This is a genomic window from Mesorhizobium sp. M3A.F.Ca.ET.175.01.1.1 (assembly GCF_004791945.1).
GTDB lineage: Bacteria > Pseudomonadota > Alphaproteobacteria > Rhizobiales > Rhizobiaceae > Mesorhizobium.
In genome coordinates this window covers 1-282 of record NZ_SRTP01000422.1, presented here as the reverse complement: position 1 = coordinate 282, position 282 = coordinate 1, and the positions used below count along the sequence as shown (strand labels likewise).

The window sequence follows — 282 nt, the reverse complement described above, 5'->3', positions numbered from 1 at the left end:
GATCTCAGCACCATCTTCGCCGGCCTGATCAAGGCGCCGTTCATGGCCCTGATCATCGGCATCATTGCGTCTGTCGAGGGCATGAAAGTCGGCGGCAGCGCCGAATCGCTCGGCCTGCATGTCACCGCTTCGGTGGTGAAATCGATCTTCGTCGTCATCATCCTCGACGGGCTCTTCGCCATGTTCTACGCAGCGATCGAGTTCTGAGATGGCAGGCGCAAGCGGCAACGGGGTCCAGACGGCGCAGGACGCGGATGAAAGCGAAATCGTGCTTTCGGTCCG

Annotated in this window: 1 protein-coding gene; it reads left to right on the top strand. The window is 60.6% G+C overall.

What is annotated here, in order from left to right:
- Positions 1–207: ABC transporter permease (locus EN818_RS32260; protein WP_189524027.1), on the top strand; the 207-nt coding region annotated here is incomplete at its 5' end.
- Positions 208–282: the final 75 nt, after the last annotated feature.